The sequence below is a fragment of the Streptomyces sp. NPDC040589 genome (genome assembly GCF_055594445.1).
On the sequence record NZ_JBVIWP010000002.1, the window covers coordinates 38,551 to 54,432 of the forward strand.

Sequence of the window (15,882 nt, forward strand, 5' to 3'; positions counted from 1 at the left end):
GATGAGCCGATGCTGTGGCGCATGTGAAGAAGTCGCCACCGAGACGTGCGCACTCCTGCACCAATAGGTACCGCTGGGGCGCAAGTTCCCTGGTGAGACGCCTGGTTGATTGGAAGCGCGGACCCGCAGCGTGCTTTGATCCATCGCATCGCGGGAGCCGCGGAGGGCACTCCGGAAACGGGTGCCCGGCGCTCGCGGTCGCGGCCGTCATCTGTCCCCAGAGGGGGCCGCTCCCCCCTTATGAGATATCCATATGAAGGGAAGTTCCATCATGAACTCCACCCCCCAGGTTGAGACCGTCGAGATCGCCGACGCCCAGCTGGACGCCATCTCCGGTGGCCTGTCCGTGAACGCCGTGAACACCGTCACCGACACGGTTGACGGCATCGCCCCGGTCTCCGGCGTGGTCGACACGGCCGTCGGCACCGTCGAGGGTGTCACCGGCCTGAACACGGCCCCGGTCACCGGCCTGGTCTCCGGCCTCTGATCGAGCCTTGTGCCGATGACTCCCGGAACCGCAGCCGGCGGTTCCGGGATCTTCGGGTGCCGTGACCCTTTCCGTCACGGCGACAAGAACCTCTTCTACGGGTGAGGGAAGTTCCTTGCAGTTCCGCCAACAGGCCCTCGCCAAGCTCCAGTCACCGGAGGAACTCGACCTCCCGGTGCGTTTCGCCCGCCCGCAGGGCTGGCTCGTGCTCGCGGTGACCGTGGTCGCGATGGCGGCCGCCTCGGTATGGGCGGTGACCGGCTCGGTGGCCTCCACCGTCAGCGCACCCGCCATCCTCACGCACGGGCAGGGCAGTTACCTCCTCCAGAGCCCCGTCGCGGGCCAGGTCACCGCGGTGCTCGCGAAGCAGGGCGAGCAGGTGGCCGCGAACTCCCCCGTGCTGAAGGTCCGTACGGCCAAGGGCGAGGTCGTCGTCCGCGCGCTCGACGCGGGCCGTGTCTCCGGGCTCGCCGCGACCGTCGGGCAGATCATCCAGACCGGCGCGAACGTGGCCGCCGTCGAGAAGGTCGCCCACACCGAGGACGCCTTGTACGCGACCCTCTACGTCCCCGCCGAGAACGCCGCCTCCATTCCCGACGACGCCTCCGTGGATCTGACCGTGCAGTCGGTGCCGACCCAGGAGTACGGCGTGCTGCGCGGCCATGTGAAGTCGGTGGACCGCGCGGCCCAGTCCCCGCAGCAGATCGCCGCGTTCCTCGGGGACAGCCAGCTCGGCGAGCAGTTCACCAAGAAGGGCAGGCCCGTGGCCGTGACGGTCCGGCTGGACAAGTCGTCCGCCACGAAGAGCGGATACAAGTGGTCGTCCGCGGACGGCCCGCCGTACAAGCTGACCTCGATGACGATGGCGTCGGGTTCGATCCGGCTCACCGACCAGCGTCCCGTCGACTGGCTGCTGCCATGAGCGCCACCGCACAGGAGCCCCCGAGCAGGCGCCGCGCGGCCCCGCCGAAGCGCAAGGTGCCCAAAGCCGCCGCGAAGACCGTCCGTACCCCCACCGTGCTCCAGATGGAGGCCGTCGAGTGCGGCGCCGCCTCCCTGGCGATGGTGCTCGGCCACTACGGCAAGCACGTCCCGCTGGAGGAGCTGCGCATCGCCTGCGGCGTCTCCCGCGACGGCTCGCGCGCCAGCAACCTCCTCAAGGCGGCCCGCAGTTACGGCCTGACGGCCAAGGGCATGCAGATGGACCTGGCCGCCCTCGCCGAGGTGAAGTCGCCGGCCGTCCTGTTCTGGGAGTTCAACCACTACGTCGTCTACGACGGCATGGGCCGCCGCTTCGGGCGCCGTGGCGTCTACATCAACGACCCCGGCAAGGGCCGCCGTTTTGTCCCCATGGAGGACTTCGACGGCAGCTTCACCGGTGTCGTGCTGGTCATGGAGCCCGGCGAGGACTTCGCCCGGGGCGGCCGCAAGCCCGGCGTCCTGGGCGCGATGCCCGCCCGGCTGCGCGGCACCGCGGGCACGATGCCCGCCGCGGTGGTGTCGAGCCTGCTGCTGGTGGCGGTCGGCGCGTCGGTACCCGCGCTCAGCCGCACCTACATCGACGAGTTCCTGATCGGCAACCAGACCTCGCTGCTCAGTGTGCTGTTCGCGTCGATGGCGGCGTGCGTGCTGCTCACCGTCGTGCTGACCTGGCTCCAGCAGGCCAACCTGCTGCACGGCCGCATCATCTCGTCCACCCTGTCCAGCGCGCGCTTCCTGCGGCATCTGCTGCGGCTGCCGGTGACGTTCTTCTCCCAGCGCAGCCCGGCCGACCTCGTGCAGCGCCTGCAGTCCAACGACGCGGTCGCCGAGACCCTGTCCCGCGACCTCGCGGCGGCGGGCGTGGACGCGATCGTGGTCGTCCTGTACGCGGTGCTGCTGTACAGCTACGACCCGCAGCTGACGTTCGTCGGCATCGGCGTGGCGCTGCTGAACATCGTGGCGATGCGGGTCGTCGTACGGCTGCGCGCGACCCGTACGGCGAAGCTGCGCGCCGACACGGCCCGGCTCACCAACACCGCCTACACCGGTCTTCAGCTGATCGAGACGATGAAGGCGACCGGCGGCGAGGACGGCTACTTCCGCAAGTGGGCCGGGCAGCACGCCACCACGCTGGAGGAGCAGCAGCGGCTCGGCGTGCCGAGCGCCTGGCTGGGCGTGGTCGCGCCGACCCTGGCCACCCTCAACAGCGGGCTCATCCTCTGGATCGGCGGTATGCGGGCGGTCGAGGGCCACATCTCGGTCGGCCTGCTGGTCGCCTTCCAGGCCCTGGTCGCCCGGTTCACCGCCCCGCTGACCCGGCTCAACGGCGTCGCGGGCCGCATCCAGGACTTCGCGGCCGACGTGGCCCGGCTGAAGGACGTGGAGAACTTCAAGGCCGACCCGCTCTACGGCCGGCCCGACTCCGGCGAGTCGACGCGCCGCCTCCAGGGCCACGTCGAGCTGGAGAACATCACCTTCGGCTACAGCCCGCTCGACAAGCCCCTGCTCACGGGCTTCGACCTGACGGTCGGCCCGGGGCGGCAGGTCGCGCTGGTCGGCGGTTCCGGCAGCGGCAAGTCCACGGTGTCGAGGCTGATCTCCGGCCTGTACGCGCCGTGGGAGGGCGTGATCCGCATCGACGGACAGCGCATCGACGACATTCCGCGCGGGGCGCTGGCCGCCTCGGTCTCCTTCGTCGACCAGGACGTGTTCCTGTTCGAGGGCACCATCCGCGACAACGTGGCGCTGTGGGACCCGTCGATCCCGGACGACGCGGTGGAGGACGCGCTGCGGGACGCCGCCCTGTACGACGTGGTCACGCGCCGCCCCGGCGGCATCCACAGCAAGGTCGAGCAGGACGGCCGCAACTTCTCCGGCGGGCAGCGCCAGCGGCTGGAGATCGCGCGGGCGCTGGTGCGCCGGCCGAGCATCCTGGTGCTCGACGAGGTGACGAGCGCGCTGGACGCGGAGACCGAGCTGGTCGTGATGGACAACCTGCGCCGGCGCGGCTGTGCCTGTGTGGTGATCGCGCACCGGCTCAGCACCGTGCGTGACAGCGACGAGATCGTCGTCCTGGAGCACGGCACGGTCGTGGAGCGGGGACGGCACGAGGAGCTGGTGGCGCGCGGCGGCGCGTACGCCACGCTGGTCAGGGAGCGGTGAGATGACGACCGTTCAGGGACATGAGGGTGACCTCGTCCTGGGCGCCTTCGGGCAGATGGGCTCGCGCATCGACTGCGCCGGGTTCAACCGTCTCGACCTGGAGGGCCCGCAGGTGCTGTGGCTGGTCGCGGCGGGAGCCGTCGACCTGTTCGCGGTGGACGCCGGCCAGCAGGGCCACTGGCACCACCTCGGCCGGCTTGAGGCCGGCTCGCTGGTACTCGGCCCGGTGCCGGGCCCGCAGCACACGCTGGTGGCCCGCCCGCTGCGGGACTGCGTGGTGCACCGCATCGGCCTGCGCGAGCTGTACCAGCCCGCCGACACCGCGACCTGGTCGTACGACGAGTACGGCAATCCGCAGTACGTGCCTCCGACGACGAGTCCGCTGGAGTACGCGCTCGCACTGGGCGTCGGCCGCAGTCTGTCCATCCTGTTCCAGGCGCCGATGGCGACCGAGCGGGCCGCGGCGCCGACCGACGACGACGTGTTCTGGATGCAGGTGCCGCCGGGCAGCGTGCAGTACGGCTCGCTGTACGGCGCGGAGGCCGCGGCCGACCTGCTGATGGACCCGGGTCTGTGGCAGAGCATGGTCGACCAGCAGTACCGGCTGCTGACCACGCTGGACCGCTGGATCGAGCAGCTGGAGCGCACCCACGAGACGCGCACGGCCGAGGGCATCAAGGCCGGCGAGGCGGTCCGCGCCCAGGCCGACCAGACGCTGCTCGCCTCCATCGGCAAGCGGTCGTCGAAGCGGACCACCTCGGCCGATGCCGACGCCTCCTACGCGGCCTGCAAGCTGGTCGGCCAGGCGGCCGGGATCAGACTCGCCGAGCCCACGCAGAAGGGCACCGGCGGCGACCGCCTCGACCCGGTCGAGCAGGTCGCCCTGGCCTCCCGCGTCCGCACCCGGGCCGTGCGCCTGGACGGCCGCTGGTGGCGGGACAACGTAGGGCCGCTGGTCGGCCACCGGGCCCTGTCGGGCGCGCCGGTGGCGTTGCTGTGGCGGCGCGGCGGATATGTCGCCGTCCATCCGTCGACCGGCCGTGAGACGCCCGTCGAGAAGGCCAACGCCGACGAGTTCGAGCCGCGTGCGGTGATGTTCTACCGTCCGCTGCCCGAGCGGGGGCTCAGTCCGCTGGGGCTGCTGCGGTTCTGTATGCAGGGCATGCGCGGCGACCTGACCGGTCTGCTGCTCAGCGGCCTGGTCACGGTGGCGATCGGCGCACTGGTGCCCGTCGCCACCGGCAAGGTGCTCGGCGAGTTCGTGCCGAAGGCCCAGACGGAACTGATCGTGCAGGTGTGCCTGGCGGTGATGCTCAGCAGCGTGGTGGCGGCGGCCTTCATGCTGTTGCAGAACCTCACCATCCTGCGGATCGAGGGCCGGATCGAGGCCACGCTCCAGCCGGCCGTGTGGGACCGGCTGCTGAGACTGCCGACGCGGTTCTTCACCGAGCGCTCCACCGGCGAGTTGGCCAGCGCGGCCATGGGCATCAGCTCGATCCGCCGGCTGCTGGCGGGGGTCGGGCCGACGGTCGCCCAGTCGGTGACCATCGGGGCGATGAACCTGGGGCTGCTGCTGTGGTTCAGCGTGCCGATGGCGATGGCCGCGATCGGCATGCTCGTCGTCATCGCGGCCGTGTTCCTGGGGCTGGGACTGTGGCAGGTGCGCTGGCAGCGGCGGCTGGTCGTGCTCTCCAACAAGCTGAACAACCAGGCGTTCCAGACCCTGCGCGGCCTGCCCAAGCTGCGGGTGGCCGCCGCCGAGAACTACGCGTACGCCGCGTGGGCGTCGGAGTTCGCGCGCAGCCGGGAGCTCCAGCAGAAGGTCGGCCGCATCAAGAACCTCTCGGCGGTGCTGGGCGCGGTGTATCTGCCGCTGTGCACGCTGCTGATGTTCATGCTGCTCGCCGGCCCGGCCCGGGGCTCGATGTCGGCGGCCGCGTTCCTCACCTTCAACACCTCGGTGACGATGGTGCTGACCTCCGTCACGCAGCTGACCGGCTCGTTCGTCTCCGCGGTGGCCGCGCTGCCGTTGTTCGAGGAGATCAGGCCGGTGCTGGACGCGACGCCGGAGGTGCGCACGGCGAGCACCCGGCCGGGTCCGCTGTCCGGCGCGATCGAGGCGCGGCGGGTGTCCTTCCGGTACTCGGACGACGGTCCGCTGATCCTTGACGACGTGTCGTTCGAGGTGAAGCCGGGCGAGTTCGTCGCGGTCGTCGGCCCCAGCGGCTGCGGCAAGTCGACGCTGCTGCGCCTGCTGATCGGCTTCGACCGGCCGCTGTCGGGCAGTGTGCTGTACGACGGGCAGGATCTGGGGGCCCTCGACCAGTCGGCGGTGCGCCGCCAGTGCGGTGTGGTGCTCCAGCACGCGCAGCCGTTCACCGGCTCGATCCTGGACGTCATCTGCGGCACCGAGCCGTACACGCCGGAGGAGGCGATGGCGGCGGCCGAGATGGCGGGCCTCGCCGAGGACATCAAGCGGATGCCGATGGGCCTGCACACCATCGTCTCGGGCAGCGGCGCCGTCTCCGGCGGCCAGCGCCAGCGGCTGATGATCGCGCAGGCGCTGATCCGCCGGCCGCGCATCCTGTTCTTCGACGAGGCGACCAGTGCCCTCGACAACGAGACCCAGCGCACGGTCATCGAGAGCACCAAGGCGCTCAACGCCAGCCGGGTCGTCATCGCGCACCGGCTGTCCACCGTGATGGACGCCGACCGGGTCGTGGTGATGGAGGACGGCAAGGTCATCCAGCAGGGCCCGCCCGACCGGCTGCTCGCCGACACCAGCGGCCGGCTGCACGAGCTGGTGCGGCGGCAGATGGCGTGAGAGGTCAGTCCAGTCCCGGCACGGGGGCGCCGGAGGGCACCCCGGCCGCGACGTAGGCGGCGTACAGCTCCCGCCAGGGCGCGTCGGCCCCGGCATGCGGACCGGCGGTCCGCTCGCCGCGCGCCCTGGCGTCCAGTGCGCTCAGGCACACCTCCCAGCCGGCGCCGTTGCGGGCGGCGGAATCCTGGGCTTGGAGGACGTTGGTGAGCGTGAGGCGGGTGCGCTTGTCCTCGGTCTCCTCCAGGTCGAAGCGCAGTTCGTCCCCGCCCCACTCGAACGACAGGTGCCGGGGCGCGTCGACGGCGATGACCCGGCCCGTGGCGTCCGCCATGTGCGGGTCGCCGCTGAACCTGACCGTGCCGCCGGGGCGCAGCTCGATCTCGGCGCGGGAGGGGAACCAGCGCTCCAGTTCGTCCGGGTCGGTCACGAACTGCCAGACGCGGTCGACGGGATGGTCGTAGGTGCGGCTGAAGCGGACGGCGGGGCGGCCGTCGTCCAGGGTCAGATAGGTGCCGGTGAGTTCGGCTGCCATGGCGGATCAGTCCTTCGGTGTGGGTGGTTCCGTGGTGTCCGGCGTCTCGTCGAGTCGGCGGCCCAGCGCGTCGAGGCTCTCGTTCCAGAGCTCGCGGTACGGGGCGAGCCAGGCGTCGAGTGCGGCGATCGGGCCGGGGTCGAGGGCGTAGACGCGGCGCTGCGCGTCCTGCCGCACCCGGACGAGGCCTGCCTCCCGCAGCACTTTCAGGTGCTTCGAGGTGCTCGGCTGGCTCAGTCCGCACGCCTCGACGATCTCACCGACGGCCCGGGGCCGCTCCAGGAGCAGCGCGACGATGGCCCGCCGGTGGGGGTCGGCGAGGGCGGTCCAGAGGGCGGCGTCGGACATGCCTCCAATATGCCTCTGCCGTTATATTCCAGTCAAGGAATATAACCACAGGGGCCCCGTGTCCGGTGGCGTGACTTCGCCGCACTCCGCGCACACTTCCGTTGCTCCGCCGCGTAATTGGGTACCTCCGCCCCATGCGAATCAGCGTGGTGGATGTGGGATCGAAGACGGTCAGACTCGTCGTCTCGGACGCTCAGAACGGTGTGCCGCTGCCGGTGCACACCTCGAAGTGGCGACTCAGGCTGTCCGAACAGGTCACACCGGGGGAACCCATCCCTGAGCAGGCGGTCGGACAACTCGTCGACGCGGTCACCGAGGCGGGCAGGACCGCCACCCGGTGGGGCGCGGCCGGCCCGCTCGCCTTCGCGACCGCCGTGGTGCGCAACGCGCCGAACCGGCAGGAGGTGTTGCACACCGTCCGGGCCCGTACCGGCGTGGAGCTGTGCACCCTGCCGGGTGAGGTCGAGGCCGAGCTGACGTTTCTCGGGGCCCGGCGCTGGATGGGCTGGCGGTCGGGGCCGCTCGCCCTGCTCGACATCGGCGGCGGCTCACTCGAAGTCGCCTTCGGGCGCGGCCGGTTGCCCGACTTCGTGGCGTCGCTGCCGCTGGGCGCGGGGCGGCTCACCCACGAGTTCTTCGAGGACGAGGACCCGCCGTCGCCGGATCGGGTCCGGGCGCTGCGCCGCAGGGTCCGCCATCAGCTGCGGGACGTCGCGGCGCGGATCCGCTGGGAGGGCCCGCGCACCGCGGTCGCCACCTCCCGCACGTTCCAGCAGCTGGGCCGGCTGTGCGGCGCCGCACCCGGACGCCACGGCCCGTTCGTGGACCGGGAACTGCACCGCGCGGGGCTGCGGGAGGCGATCACGACGCTGGCCGCCCTGCCCGCCGCCGAACGCACGCGCCTGCCCGGCATCTCCGCGCCGCGGGCCGCGCAGAGCCTGGCCGGCGCGGTGGTCGCGCACACCGCGATGAAGCTGACCGGCATCAGGGCCGTCACGGTCTGCCCCTGGGCGATCCGCGAGGGCGTGTTGCTGCGCCACATCGAGGACGGCCCGTCCTGGTGGGCGGAGGTCACCCGCCACAACGAGGAGACCGCCCCTCCTGACCCGGTGCCGCTGCGCATCGCCGCCGCCGCGGCCAACTGAGCACGGCGGACGGAACCGACAAACCGAACGCGGGAAGGAGACCCCGATGCCCCAGGACAACAACCGCGACGCCTCCGACAAGCAGCCCGAGACGGCGCTCGAGGAGGTCCTGCGCGAGATCGAGGACGCCGAGAACCGCACCGAGGACTCCGCCGGGCGGCGACGCCACCGGGGTGAGGCCGGCGATGCCATCACACCGAACGAGCGCGCGCAGGAGGAGTCCGAGGGAGAGTGACGCGGGCGGGTGACCGGGCTCCGGCCGGGTACCCGGCGCGCATGGAGCACGACCGCGACGGACCGCCCCTGCCCCTCCCGCGCGGAGCGCTGAGCAGGCGTGTCGAGGCGTATCTGCGGGGCGCGGGCCGGCTGCCCCGCCGCGAGGAAATCGAACGGGCCCAGGTGTACGGCGACGACCTGCAGCTCGCCCTGTACCTGTGCTACGAACTGCACTACCGCGGCTTCGCGGGCGTGACCCCGGAGCTGGAGTGGGATCCCGACCTGCTGCGCACCCGAGCGGCCCTGGAGCAACGCTTCCTGTCCTCGCTGCGCGCCGACGCCCGGGTGCACGGCAGCGTGGACGAGGCGCTGCGCGGTCTGCTGGTCGAGCCCGTCCACGGCACGGGCGTCTCGTACTTCCTGCGGGACGAGGGCGAGCTGTGGCAGGTGCGCGAGTACGCGGCCCAGCGCTCCCTGTACCACCTCAAGGAGGCCGACCCGCACGCCTGGGTGCTGCCGCGGTTGTGGGGCCGGGCGAAGGCGGCGATGGCGGCGGTCGAGTTCGACGAGTGGGGCGGCGGCCGCGCCGACCGCGTGCACGCACGGCTGTTCGCCGACCTGATGACGGACCTGGGCCTGGACCCCACGTACGGCCGCTATCTCGACGCGGCGACCGCCGAGGCCCTGGTCACGGTGAACCTCATGTCCCTCTTCGGCCTGCACCGGGCCCTCAGGGGTGCCCTGGTCGGCCATTTCGCGACGGTCGAGATCACCTCGTCCCCGGGGTCGCGGCGGCTCGCCGAGGCGATGCGCCGCACGGGCGCGGGGCCCGCGGCCGAGCACTTCTACGACGAGCACGTCGAGGCCGACGCGGTCCACGAGCAGGTGGTGCGCCACGACGTCATCGGCGGTCTGCTGGAGTGGGAGCCGCACCTCTCCCCCGATGTCGCCTTCGGGATCGCCGCCACCGAGTTCACCGAAGACCGCTTCGGCGCCCGGCTGCTCACCGACTGGCGTGCGTCACATTCGTCACTGTATGCACCGCTTACTCACGAGATAACCCATATCTCCTGACGGCCGGGGTACCCGAGCGGCGTGAATCCACTGGCACCCCCGGGCGTCTACGCCCCGCAGGACGACACCGAGCTGCTGGCGGGCGCCCTGTCCGACGAGCCGCTGCCCCCGGGCGCGGAGGTCCTCGACGTCGGCACCGGGACCGGCGCCCTGGCACTGGAGGCCGCGCGCCGCGGTCCGCGTGTGACCGCCGTGGACGTGTCCCGGGGCGCCGTGTGGGCCGCGCGGCTGAACGCCCGGCTGGCGGGACTCCCCCTCCGCATCCGGCACGGGAACCTCTTCGATCCCGTGCGCGGAGAGTCGTTCGATCTGATCCTGGCCAATCCGCCGTACGTGCCGTCCCCGCAGGGCGACAGGGAGCCGCGTGGTTCGGCCCGTGCCTGGGACGCGGGCGGTGACGGACGACTGGTCGTCGACCGGATCTGCCGGGAGGCGCCCGCGCTGCTGCGTCCGGGTGGGGTGCTCCTGCTCGTGCAGTCGGCGCTGAGCGACCCGGAGCTGACCGTCGGGCGACTGCGCGCGTCCGGCCTGAAGGCCGCGGTGACCCGCCGGCACCGGATCGCGTTCGGGCCGGTCCTGCGCGGCCGGGAACGCTGGCTGCGGCAGCGGGGGCTGCTGCCCGCCACCGAGAACAAGGAAGAGCTGGTGGTCGTCCGTGCCGAACTCCCCGTCTGACCGGTCCGCGCCGCCGAGGCGCGTCACCGTCCGGCACAAGGGCCCGCTCCTGGTGGAGGGCCCGGTGGAGGTGGAACTGGAGGACGGCTCCGTCGTCCGCTCCGACCGCTTCCGCGTAGCTTTGTGTACCTGCCGCCGCAGCCGCCGCTACCCGTGGTGCGACACGAGCCACCGCGACCGGGCGTGACCCGGAGACCCGGCCACGTGCAACGCCCAGGGGCCGACGGGCGGCCCCACTCCGCCCGCCGGCCCCCTTGTACGAGATCGCTCCCCGCGACGACAACCCGGCTCCCCAGCAACGGGCCGTCTACTTCACGGGAACTGCGCGATCCCGGTCTCAGAACGCGAAGAGGCCCGAACCGTGGGCGTTCTTCACGCACTCGTTGGAGAAGGTGCGCTCATAGGAGACCCTCTGGCCCTGCCAGACACCGTCGACGGTGATGACCACGGGGTCGTACTGCTTGGTGCACATCACTCCGTCCCGGGCGGTCAGGGCGTCGATGTTGCCGCCGACGCCCCGCAGTTCCGTACAGGCCGAGCCGGCGACCGGGTGCGTGCCGCCGGGCTTCGGGGCACAGGTCAAGGTGACCGCGCGTTCCGGGGTCACGGCGATCGCGCTCTCACCGTGGCCCACCGTGAGTACGAGGGCCGACGGGGCGTAGAGCGCGGTGGGGGCCTGACCCGGACTGGCGAGCGCGGCCCCGGAGAGGGGTCCGCAGACGGCGGTGGCCGTCAGGCCGAGGGTCATGGCCCAGCGCGCGGTGTTCCGCATTGTGTGCATCCTTCCGCTCGATTACAGGGTGTGCCGATCCATGCTCGTTCGGTGCCGGATCGGCGAGCGCGAGTCTGCCGAGTCCACCGCCGAAACACACATCGACCCCACTGGTTTCAGTAACATTGCGTATTGAATCAGTGGCGTGAAGTTACGGAATCCGGACGGATGAAGCCCGTAACCGCACGGCCTCCGGGGGCACGATGCGGCCAGATGGCTGGTTTCCAGCTGCTCGTTAATAGGCCTGAAACATTCCGATTCCGCTCTCAGCCGACCACTTCGCAACCCCTTGTGTTCATGCTCAGGTCGAGTAATCGTCATTACATGATTACGAAAGAGCAGCGAGAGAAGCTGCGCGGCTGGTTCGCCGGCCGCCTTCCCGACGACCTCTTCGAGGAACTGACCGAGCTCACGGTCGACCGCGAGGAGATCACCGTGATCGGCCGCATCCCCGAACCCCGGCTGGCGGAGGACGCTCCGGACGCCGAACGGGAGGCGGCGCTGGAAAGCCGGGTGCAGGAGTTCCGGGAGCGCACCCGCGAGGACCGGATGGCCGTGGCCCGGGAGGCCGAGCACCGGTTCGGCCGGAAGGTGTCCTGGGGCGTGGAGTGCGGTGGGCGGCGCGCGCTGTTCACGCACGTGGCCGCGCCGGTGATGACGCGGCTGCGCCAGCCGGAGCGCCAGGTCCTCGACACCCTGATCGCCGGCGGCGTCGCCCGCAGCCGCAGCGACGCGCTGGCCTGGTGCGTACGTCTGGTCCAGCGTCATACGGACGACTGGCTCGCGGAGTTGCGCGACTCCCTCGAACACGTGCAACGGGTGCGGGCACAAGGGCCGGACGCCGAGACGGACCAGGCACCGCCAGCGGACGACGCGGAGTGACCGAGGAATGGAGGAATCGTCCAGCGAGAACGCCGAGAATGGATGAACCGTCCTCTGGTGTCGCCCGCCGGTGATCGTTTACGGTCGGCAGACCCCATGAGGACGGCATCCGCTCGCCGCCGCACACCCACGCGTCCGGTGAGCGGCCGTCCGCCCCGCCACCGCGCCACGCCGCGCTCCACCGCCCCGTCCCCGCTGGAGCCCTCTTGTCCTCGCCGGCCGAACGCCCCGCTGACGCCGACCGTCCCGAAGACGCCGACCGCCCCTCCCCCGCCGCGTCTCCCCCGTCCCTGACGGAGGTCGAGACCCACGGCGTCGACCGGATCCCCGACGCCGAGCGATCCGCGACCCCGCTGGACCTGTTCCGGCTCGCCTTCGGCGGCGCCAACACCTTCTCCACCTGCGTCCTCGGCGCCTTCCCGATCCTGTTCGGCCTCTCCTTCTGGCAGGGCCTCGCGGCCACCCTCCTCGGGGTCGTCGCGGGCGCGCTGATCCTGTGTCCGATGGCGGTGTTCGGCCCGGTCAACGGCACCAACAACGCCGTCTCGTCGTCCGCGCACCTCGGTGTGCACGGCCGCGTGGTCGGCTCGTTCCTGTCCCTGCTGACGGCCGTCGCCTTCTTCTCCATCTCGGTGTGGAGCTCCGGCGACGCCCTGGTCGGCGGCGCGCACCGGCTCTTCGGACTCGCCCGGGACGACCTGTCCTACGCCGTCGCCTACGCGCTGTTCGCGGTGCTGGTCCTCGCCGTGTGCGTGTACGGCTTCCGGTTCATGCTGTTCGTCAACAAGATCGCGGTGACCTCGGCGAGCGCCCTGTTCCTGCTCGGCGCGGTGGCGTTCGCGGGTGACTTCGACCCGTCGTACGCGGGCGTCTTCACCGACTCGGCGGACGCGGCGACGACGGACCTGTTCTGGCCGTCGTTCATCGGGGCGGCGCTGATCGTGCTGTCGAACCCCGTGTCGTTCGGGGCGTTCCTCGGCGACTGGTCGCGCTACATCCCGGCGAGCGCCCCGCGCCGGAGGGTGGTCGGGGCCGCGTTCCTGTCGCAGATCGCGACGCTGCTGCCGTTCCTGTTCGGTCTGACGACCGCGAGCGTCATCGCGGACAAGGCGCCGGAGTACGTCGATCCGGCGGCCCCCGACTTCGTGGGCGGGCTGCTCGCGATCTCCCCGGGCTGGTTCTTCCTGCCGGTGTGCCTGCTGGCGCTGATCGGCGGCATGGCGACGGGCACGACGGCGCTGTACGGCACCGGGCTCGACTTCTCGTCCGTGTTCCCGAGGCTGTCCCGGGTCCAGGCGACGCTGCTGGTCGGCGCGTTGTCGATCGCGTTCATCTTCGCCGGCCGGTTCGGGCTCGACCTCGTACGCTCCATCTCGACCTTCGCCACGATGATCATCACATGCACCACACCGTGGATGGTCGTGATGATGCTGGGCTACTGGACGCGGCGCGGCTGGTACGACCCGGAGGCGCTCCAGGTCTTCAACCGCCGTCAGCGCGGCGGCCGTTACTGGTTCACGCACGGCTGGAACTGGCGGGGCATGACCGCCTGGTGGGTGGCGGCCGTGCTCGGCGTGCTCTTCACCAACATCCCCGGGCAGTTCGTCGGCCCGCTCGGCGACCTGGCGGGCGGTGTCGACATCAGCCTGCCGCTGTCCCTGGTCGTGGCGGCGGTGCTGTTCCTGGCCCTGCTGTGGCTGTTCCCCGAACCCCGGGCGGTGTACGGCCCCGAGGGCGCCCGGCTGGCCCGGACCGTCGAAGTGCCGGTGCCGCCGATCACGGGGCCCGGCGACGAGGGGGCGCTGTCAGCCCCCTCGGCTAAGTTGCCGGTATGACCAATTTCGTACTGGTGGCAGGGACTTGGCTCGGGGCGTGGGCGTGGGACGAGGTGGCGGCCGAGCTGCGCGCGGCCGGACACGACGTGCATGCCGTGACGCTGTCGGGCCTCGCCGAGAGACAGGGGCTGCCCGCGGGGCAGCAGACGCACGTCCAGGACATCGTCGACGAGGTCGAGCGGCTCGGGCCGCGGGACGTCGTCCTGGTCGGGCACAGCTACGCGGGCGTCCCGGTCGGGCAGGCCGCCGAGCGGATCGGCGACCGGCCGGCCCGGGTGGTGTTCGTCGACGCCATGGTCCCGGTCGACGGCGAGTCGGCCCTCTCGGGCTGGCCGAGCGAACCGGTGCGGGAGGCGATCGCCGCGAGCGGCTTCTGGCCGCCTCTCACCGCGCCCGAGTACGCGGGACAGGATCTGACGGACGAGCAGATCGCCCGGATCGTGCACGGCTCGACCCCGCACCCGGGCGCCACGGCGACCGAGCCGGCCGTGCTGCGGAGTGACCTCGGCGAGCTCCCGGTGACGTACATCAAGTGCCTGCTCGACGGGGACGAGCCGATGCCGGTGGTGGCGGAGCTGCTCAAGAGCGACCGCTGGGAGCTGATCGAGATGGACACCGGCCACTGGCCGATGTTCTCCCGGCCGCGCGAACTGGCTCGTGTCCTGCACGAGTCGGCGACCCGACCCTGATCACCCCCGCCCTGCCTACCGGTCGGTATGGTCGGCGTACTGCGCGTTCTCAGCGACGAGAGGCCGGGACGGACGACATGGCGAAGCACTGGGCTGACTTCCAGTACGAGATCTACCTCAACGGGATGACGGGTGCCGTGCCCCGCCTGCCCACCGATCTGACCCGGCTGGAGGAGCTGACCGAACAGCGGCTCGGGCCCGGCCCGGTCGGTTATGTGGCGGGCAGCGCGGGGAACGGCAGCACCGCCCGCGCCAACCGGGCGGCCCTGGAGCGTCGCCGGATCGTGCCGCGCATGCTGCGGGACGTGCACGAACGGGATCTGTCGGTCGAGGTGCTGGGCCGCGCCCTGCCCGCCCCGCTGGCGCTGGCCCCGGTCGGCGTGCTGTCGATCATGCACCCGGACGCCGAACCCGCCGCCGCCCGGGCCGCCGCCGCGCAGGGCGTGCCGTACATCCTGTCGTCCGCGTCGAGCACGCCCATGGAGCAGGTCGCCGAGGCGATGGGCGACGCCGAGCGGTGGTTCCAGCTGTACTGGCCCAAGGACCCGGAGGTGGCCCGCAGTTTCCTGAACCGGGCGAAGGCGGCCGGGTTCAGCGTGCTCGTCGTCACCCTGGACACACCGCTGCTGTCGTGGCGGCCCCGCGATCTCGACCAGGCGTATCTGCCCTTCCTCCACGGCGTCGGCACGGCCAACCACTTCTCGGACCCGGCCTTCCAGGCGGGCCTGGCCAAGCCGGTGCACGAGGACCCGAACGCGGCCGTGATGCACTTCGTCGGCATGTTCTCCGACCCGGCCAAGTCCTGGCCGGACCTGGCGTTCCTGCGGGAGAACTGGGAGGGCCCGATCGTCCTCAAGGGCGTCCTGCACCCGGACGACGCGCGGCTGGCCGCGGAGGCGGGCATGGACGGCGTCGTCGTCTCCAACCACGGCGGCCGCCAGGTGGCAGGGTCCGTGGCCGCCGCCGACGCGCTGCCCCGGGTCGTGGACGCCGTCGGCGACCGGCTCACCGTCCTCTTCGACAGCGGCGTCCGCACCGGCGACGACGTCTTCAAGGCCCTCGCGCTGGGCGCGCGGGCGGTGCTCGTCGGACGCCCGTACGTCTACGGTCTCGGCCTCGACGGACAGCCCGGCGTCGAACACATCATCCGCTGCCTCCTGGCCGAACTCGACCTCACCCTGGCCCTGTCGGGCCACGCCACGCCTGCGACGATCGGTCCGGCCGACCTGACGGAGGAGCCGGGCTGAGGCGTGGGCGGG

General features: G+C 71.7%; 16 protein-coding genes. 13 read left to right on the forward strand and 3 right to left on the reverse strand.

The window, feature by feature from the left end; translation table 11 throughout:
• Positions 1-271 precede the first annotated feature (271 nt).
• From ACZ58V_RS07140 to ACZ58V_RS07155, 4 genes are all read left to right on the forward strand, one after another.
• Positions 272-487, forward strand: coding sequence for a type A2 lantipeptide (locus ACZ58V_RS07140; protein WP_184587045.1), 216 nt, complete (start codon positions 272-274; stop codon positions 485-487).
• Positions 488-602: 115 nt separating this feature from the next.
• On the forward strand, positions 603-1,409 hold the full coding sequence (locus ACZ58V_RS07145; RefSeq protein WP_468185990.1) for a biotin/lipoyl-containing protein: 807 nt from the start codon (positions 603-605) through the stop codon (positions 1,407-1,409).
• Positions 1,406-3,631, forward strand: coding sequence for an NHLP family bacteriocin export ABC transporter peptidase/permease/ATPase subunit (locus tag ACZ58V_RS07150; protein WP_471288797.1), 2,226 nt, complete (start codon positions 1,406-1,408; stop codon positions 3,629-3,631). The genes ACZ58V_RS07145 and ACZ58V_RS07150 overlap by 4 nt, the downstream gene beginning before the upstream one ends.
• A 1-nt stretch (position 3,632) precedes the next feature.
• Entirely contained in the window at positions 3,633-6,455 is a 2,823-nt protein-coding gene (locus ACZ58V_RS07155; protein WP_471288798.1) for an NHLP bacteriocin export ABC transporter permease/ATPase subunit, read from the forward strand.
• Between the two features lie 4 nt (positions 6,456-6,459).
• On the opposite strand, the gene ACZ58V_RS07160 is transcribed toward ACZ58V_RS07155, so the two are convergent.
• Together ACZ58V_RS07160 and ACZ58V_RS07165 are read right to left on the reverse strand one after the other, a co-directional pair.
• Positions 6,460-6,987, reverse strand: coding sequence for an SRPBCC family protein (locus ACZ58V_RS07160; RefSeq protein ID WP_468185985.1), 528 nt, complete (start codon positions 6,985-6,987; stop codon positions 6,460-6,462).
• A gap of 6 nt (positions 6,988-6,993) precedes the next feature.
• The gene (locus ACZ58V_RS07165; RefSeq protein WP_399022503.1) at positions 6,994-7,335 is read right to left on the reverse strand and encodes an ArsR/SmtB family transcription factor; all 342 of its coding nucleotides are present in this window, start codon (positions 7,333-7,335) and stop codon (positions 6,994-6,996) included.
• A gap of 134 nt (positions 7,336-7,469) precedes the next feature.
• Here ACZ58V_RS07165 and ACZ58V_RS07170 point away from each other — a divergent pair, with 134 nt between their 5' ends.
• Genes ACZ58V_RS07170 through ACZ58V_RS07190 form a run of 5 tightly spaced genes read left to right on the forward strand, consistent with a single transcriptional unit; the run spans position 7,470 to position 10,632 of the window.
• The gene (locus ACZ58V_RS07170) at positions 7,470-8,480 is read left to right on the forward strand and encodes a Ppx/GppA family phosphatase (protein ID WP_471288801.1); all 1,011 of its coding nucleotides are present in this window, start codon (positions 7,470-7,472) and stop codon (positions 8,478-8,480) included.
• 46 nt (positions 8,481-8,526) lie between these two features.
• The gene (locus ACZ58V_RS07175; RefSeq protein ID WP_471288804.1) at positions 8,527-8,715 is read left to right on the forward strand and encodes a hypothetical protein; all 189 of its coding nucleotides are present in this window, start codon (positions 8,527-8,529) and stop codon (positions 8,713-8,715) included.
• Positions 8,716-8,756: 41 nt separating this feature from the next.
• Positions 8,757-9,770, forward strand: coding sequence for an iron-containing redox enzyme family protein (locus tag ACZ58V_RS07180; protein WP_468185975.1), 1,014 nt, complete (start codon positions 8,757-8,759; stop codon positions 9,768-9,770).
• A 21-nt stretch (positions 9,771-9,791) separates the two neighbouring features.
• The gene (locus tag ACZ58V_RS07185; protein ID WP_468185972.1) at positions 9,792-10,445 is read left to right on the forward strand and encodes a HemK2/MTQ2 family protein methyltransferase; all 654 of its coding nucleotides are present in this window, start codon (positions 9,792-9,794) and stop codon (positions 10,443-10,445) included.
• Positions 10,426-10,632: a CDGSH iron-sulfur domain-containing protein gene (locus tag ACZ58V_RS07190; protein WP_468185970.1), complete on the forward strand. Its 207-nt coding sequence runs from the start codon at positions 10,426-10,428 to the stop codon at positions 10,630-10,632. The genes ACZ58V_RS07185 and ACZ58V_RS07190 overlap by 20 nt, the downstream gene beginning before the upstream one ends.
• 150 nt (positions 10,633-10,782) lie before the next feature.
• On the opposite strand, the gene ACZ58V_RS07195 is transcribed toward ACZ58V_RS07190, so the two are convergent.
• Positions 10,783-11,217: a protease inhibitor gene (locus ACZ58V_RS07195; RefSeq protein ID WP_471288807.1), complete on the reverse strand. Its 435-nt coding sequence runs from the start codon at positions 11,215-11,217 to the stop codon at positions 10,783-10,785.
• Positions 11,218-11,541: 324 nt separating this feature from the next.
• Here ACZ58V_RS07195 and ACZ58V_RS07200 point away from each other — a divergent pair, with 324 nt between their 5' ends.
• From ACZ58V_RS07200 to ACZ58V_RS07215, 4 genes are all read left to right on the forward strand, one after another.
• Positions 11,542-12,099: a hypothetical protein gene (locus ACZ58V_RS07200; RefSeq protein WP_468185964.1), complete on the forward strand. Its 558-nt coding sequence runs from the start codon at positions 11,542-11,544 to the stop codon at positions 12,097-12,099.
• Between the two features lie 206 nt (positions 12,100-12,305).
• Entirely contained in the window at positions 12,306-13,934 is a 1,629-nt protein-coding gene (locus ACZ58V_RS07205; protein WP_471288810.1) for a purine-cytosine permease family protein, read from the forward strand.
• Positions 13,931-14,623: an alpha/beta fold hydrolase gene (locus ACZ58V_RS07210; protein WP_471288812.1), complete on the forward strand. Its 693-nt coding sequence runs from the start codon at positions 13,931-13,933 to the stop codon at positions 14,621-14,623. The genes ACZ58V_RS07205 and ACZ58V_RS07210 overlap by 4 nt, the downstream gene beginning before the upstream one ends.
• Before the next feature lie 77 nt (positions 14,624-14,700).
• Positions 14,701-15,870: a lactate 2-monooxygenase gene (locus ACZ58V_RS07215; protein ID WP_471288814.1), complete on the forward strand. Its 1,170-nt coding sequence runs from the start codon at positions 14,701-14,703 to the stop codon at positions 15,868-15,870.
• Positions 15,871-15,882: the final 12 nt, after the last annotated feature.